Below are 3748 nucleotides of genomic sequence, written 5' to 3'. Positions count from 1 at the left end.
GGTTGGTCCGGTCGATCTCCTCGGCACGCGGGGCGATCTTTTCACGGGCAAAGTCGGCAACCACTTCGCGGATCGCGTCCGCGGTCTCTCCGAGGTCGAAATTGAGCTGTCTGGCGACGTTCGAGATCATGGGCGTTCCTCGAAACTTTCATGTCATCCGCAGCGTGCAAGTAGAGAGGGCGATCCGGGCGCGGGCAAGACGGATAGCCTTCCCGCTTGAGATGCTCCGCCGGGGATGACAGCAGGTTGCTTTAAAGCGTTATAGCAACCTTTTGGGCAACGTCACCTGAGGCCCGAAATAGAAAAACCCTTCTCCCGCACTCGGKAGAAGGGTCATTTCAGGCGCTGACGAGGTCGTCAGAGATCGAAGTCGCTCAAATGAAGTGCCTTGGGCTTGTTCTTGATCAAGATCTGGAACTCGGCTTCAGCGTCCTTGTCGGTGTTGCCGGAAAGGATACCGGTTTTGGTATCATAGCGCAGTTGCCCCGCCTTGCTGAAAACCGCCTCCTTGTTCAAAAGGACTTTGAAGCCGTCGTTTTTCCGCGTCGACGTATCCGCGTCGAGCTGGCTGAGATCGATAACATCAGCGCCGGATGCGAAGTCGACGACGGTATCGCGGAATTTGCCGAGACCCAGGTCCGTCTTTTCCGCGAAGACAAAAGAATCCTCACCGTTTCCGCCGGTGACGTGATCTTTCCCTTTGCCTCCGGTAATGCGGTCGTTGCCGTCGCCGCCATTGAGGGAATCGTTGCCGGCGCCGCCAATAAGAGAATCGTTGCCGGCGCTACCGGTGAGGCTGTCACCCCCCGTGGTTCCCAAAAGGACATTCTGGCCAGTGCTGCCGGTGGCGACCACACTCGTCTGCGGCCCAGGCGGCGGTGGACAAGGGCCGCCCAATTCAGGCTCCTTCGGCCCAGGCGGCGGTGGACAGGGCCCCGCAATCTCAGGCTCGTCCTGCGATCCGACGGTATCAGCACTTTCGAGCTTCGCCAGAATATCTTCCATGGACCAGTAACGCCCGGAAATCGAGGAATCCGGTGCATAGCCGGTGAGCCAGAGATGCTCGATGAAACCTCCTTTCGGGCCATCCACGAAGTAGTCTTTGATCTTCAACCGGCTGTCGTGGGTAGAGGTGATGATGAGATCATGGCCGGTGCGCTCGAACCGCGATACGACATAGGACACCAAGGCGGTATCCTCGCCGGCTTCGTCAAAGAGGATGTCGGTCCCGCCGACTTCCTGCATCTTGTATAGATCGTCCCCCGTGTCGCCCTGGAAAACATTGTTGCCGCGACCTCCCACGAGTGTGTCATTGCCGGAGCCGCCCAAGAGGGTGTCATTGGCGAAATAGCTGTGGAGGTAGTCGTTCCCTAGTCCACCGTCCAAAAGCATATCCAAGCCTGTCGGATCGGCGTAGAGAAAATTGTTTTCTAGGGAAGGCCATGGCTGCTGCAGCGCGGACAGGATGTCCTTTAACTGCCATATCCTATCCTCTGAGGGAGATGCCGCAATGGAGCTGAATCTCAAAGTCTCGATATGACCGCCGTTCGCTCCAGTGACGAAGTAATTGCGAATTGTCACGTTGAAGGCGGAGAAAACCAAATGCAGATCGTYGCCTGCCGGGTCAGACGCCCCGCTTGAGTCCAACCGGTACACGCCCGTCAGCGCGTACTGGGCGAAAGAAACCGAATCCGTTCCTCCGATATCATTGATAAGGTAGGTGCTGGCGCTGCTCGAAAGTATGTAGGCGTCGTCGCCCGTGCCGCCCTCGAGAGTATGGTTGCCGACACCGCCACTCAACGCGTCGTCTCCCGTGCCGGCGCGAAGAAGATCGCGCCCTGAATAAGTTTGTAAGTGATCATTTCCGATGGTCCCGTCGACGGTGTCGTTCCCTGGTGTGGGATCATTGCTTGCGGGATACGCAACGATGGTCGGATCTTCTTCTGGGTTCGCTGAAGGGCTCTGAGGGAAACTCGGCTCCGAATCGGTTGGCGCCACAGGCGGCTCCGAAGCGTCGTCAGGTGGACTCCACAGGTGATCGAGGACGTAATCGAGATCCCAGACGCTGCACTTGACGTAGATCCGCTCGATGTGACCTCCGTTTTCGCCAAGGATGAAATAGTCCTTGATCGTCAGGATCTTGTCATCGGAAAACAGCAGCAGGTCGTCTCCCTTTAAATCGAAGGTGACCTCGTTGCTGTACATGAGATCGAGTTCGTCATAGCCGCCCGCATCCGCGACGACGTTGTTGCCTTCAGTCTCGCCTCCGTAGGATCCTGAAAGGCCGATCGTCCAGACGTATTGATCGTCGCCAAGGCCGCCTCGAAGCACGTCCTCGCCGCCACCGCCGTAGAGAACATCGCTGCCGAGACCGCCGTCCAGCACGTCGTCGCCGTCTCCGCCGAAAAGCCAATCGTCGCCGTCGCCACCCAGCAATAGGTCATTGCCACCTTTGCCGAGGATGTTGTCGCAGCCGACACCGCCGCTAAAGGTGTCGCTCCCCGCCGCGCCTTCGATGTAGTCGTCGTCGGGATACAGGTCGGTGGCCATGCTCGGTCCTCAAGAAAACGGATCCGAGATTTGTTTCATTGTAACATTTCAATGTCAATGAAATTTGAGACGCTGCTTGGTCCGCGTCTCAAAGGAGTCAGGTCACTCTTCGGCCGTCGCCGTCATCGTTCCAGTATCGATCGAGCGGCAGATGCCCAGGGACTGGAGGCGGCGGTGGTCGCGCGGGTCGCAGGAGCTGGCGACGAACATGTTCCACTGGTTTTCGGTGCCGTAGAACGTATTGCGGTCGACGTTGCCGGATACTCCGGGGACGCGACCGGTGGTCGTGAACTGCCAGAACGTCCAGCGGCGATCCGAATAGCGCTCATGCGGCTCGGCGGCCGTGCTGCGGATCCAGTAGGGGTAGTCGTTGAACTCGCCCTCGAGGATTTCCTGGTGGAAGGTGATGTCGGTGTAGAGGATCGGACGCTTGCCCGTATGGGCTTCCATTTCCTTCAACAGGACATTGATCATGGCGAGCGCCTGCTCGCGCGGAACCTTGCGCGGGCAATTGACGGATTCGCCGTTCCACTCGACGTCGAGCACCGGCGGCAAGGCGTCCGGGTCCTGTGGGACGTTGCGTTTGAACCACGCGGCCTGCTCGTGGGCCGGGCGGCACCAATAGACGAAATGGTACGCGCCGCGCTGAATGCCGGCGTTCCGGGCGCCCCACCAGTTCTCGAGGAAGCGATCGTCGAGATGGTCGCCGCCCTCGGTGGCCTTGATGAAGGCGAATTTCGTGCCGGCCCCGCGCATCGCGGCCCAGTCGACCTTGCCCTGCCATTTGGAAATGTCGACGCCGTGGATAGGCAGCGTATGAGCCGTTGCCACCCCCGCATGAGGTCGAGCGTCCCCCTTGGCCGGATAGCGACCGGTCGGACTGACGGCGCAGGAAGCGACCCCAATCGAGAGGGCGGCGACGRCGCCAAATCTGGCCCAATTCAAAAAGCGGGAAAGCTTTTGKGATTTCGGGCGGCGGGCGGAGCGGCGGCGAGGTTTCATCGTCGGGACCGTAATACGCAATACATTTATTGCATCACGCATGCCCTAATGTCGTTAACAGATTATTGAGACTTTCGGCGGGGATCGCACTTTTTAGTGGAAACACCGAGTCAAAGTGAGAACCAGAACGTCGCGATGCCCAAGAACGAGAAGAAACCGACGATATCCGTGATGCTGGTGACGAAGGGACCGGAGG

Annotated in this window: 2 protein-coding genes and 1 pseudogene; all 3 read right to left on the bottom strand. The window is 58.9% G+C overall.

What is annotated here, in order from left to right; translation table 11 throughout:
• Positions 1 to 130 (bottom strand): annotated as a pseudogene (locus AC1DT3_RS14485) (isovaleryl-CoA dehydrogenase); the annotation flags it as partial.
• Positions 131 to 357: 227 nt separating this feature from the next.
• Complete coding sequence (locus tag AC1DT3_RS14480; protein WP_477465948.1) at positions 358 to 2550, bottom strand: calcium-binding protein; 2193 nt, start codon at positions 2548 to 2550, stop codon at positions 358 to 360.
• Between the two features lie 102 nt (positions 2551 to 2652).
• On the bottom strand, positions 2653 to 3552 hold the full coding sequence (locus AC1DT3_RS14475) for a glycoside hydrolase family 25 protein (RefSeq protein ID WP_477465947.1): 900 nt from the start codon (positions 3550 to 3552) through the stop codon (positions 2653 to 2655).
• Between the last annotated feature and the right edge of the window lie 196 nt (positions 3553 to 3748).

It is taken from the genome of Microvirga sp. P4_G7 (genome assembly GCF_056401005.1).
Note: the sequence above shows the minus strand (reverse complement) of the source record. Positions and strands in the feature narration are given on the sequence as shown.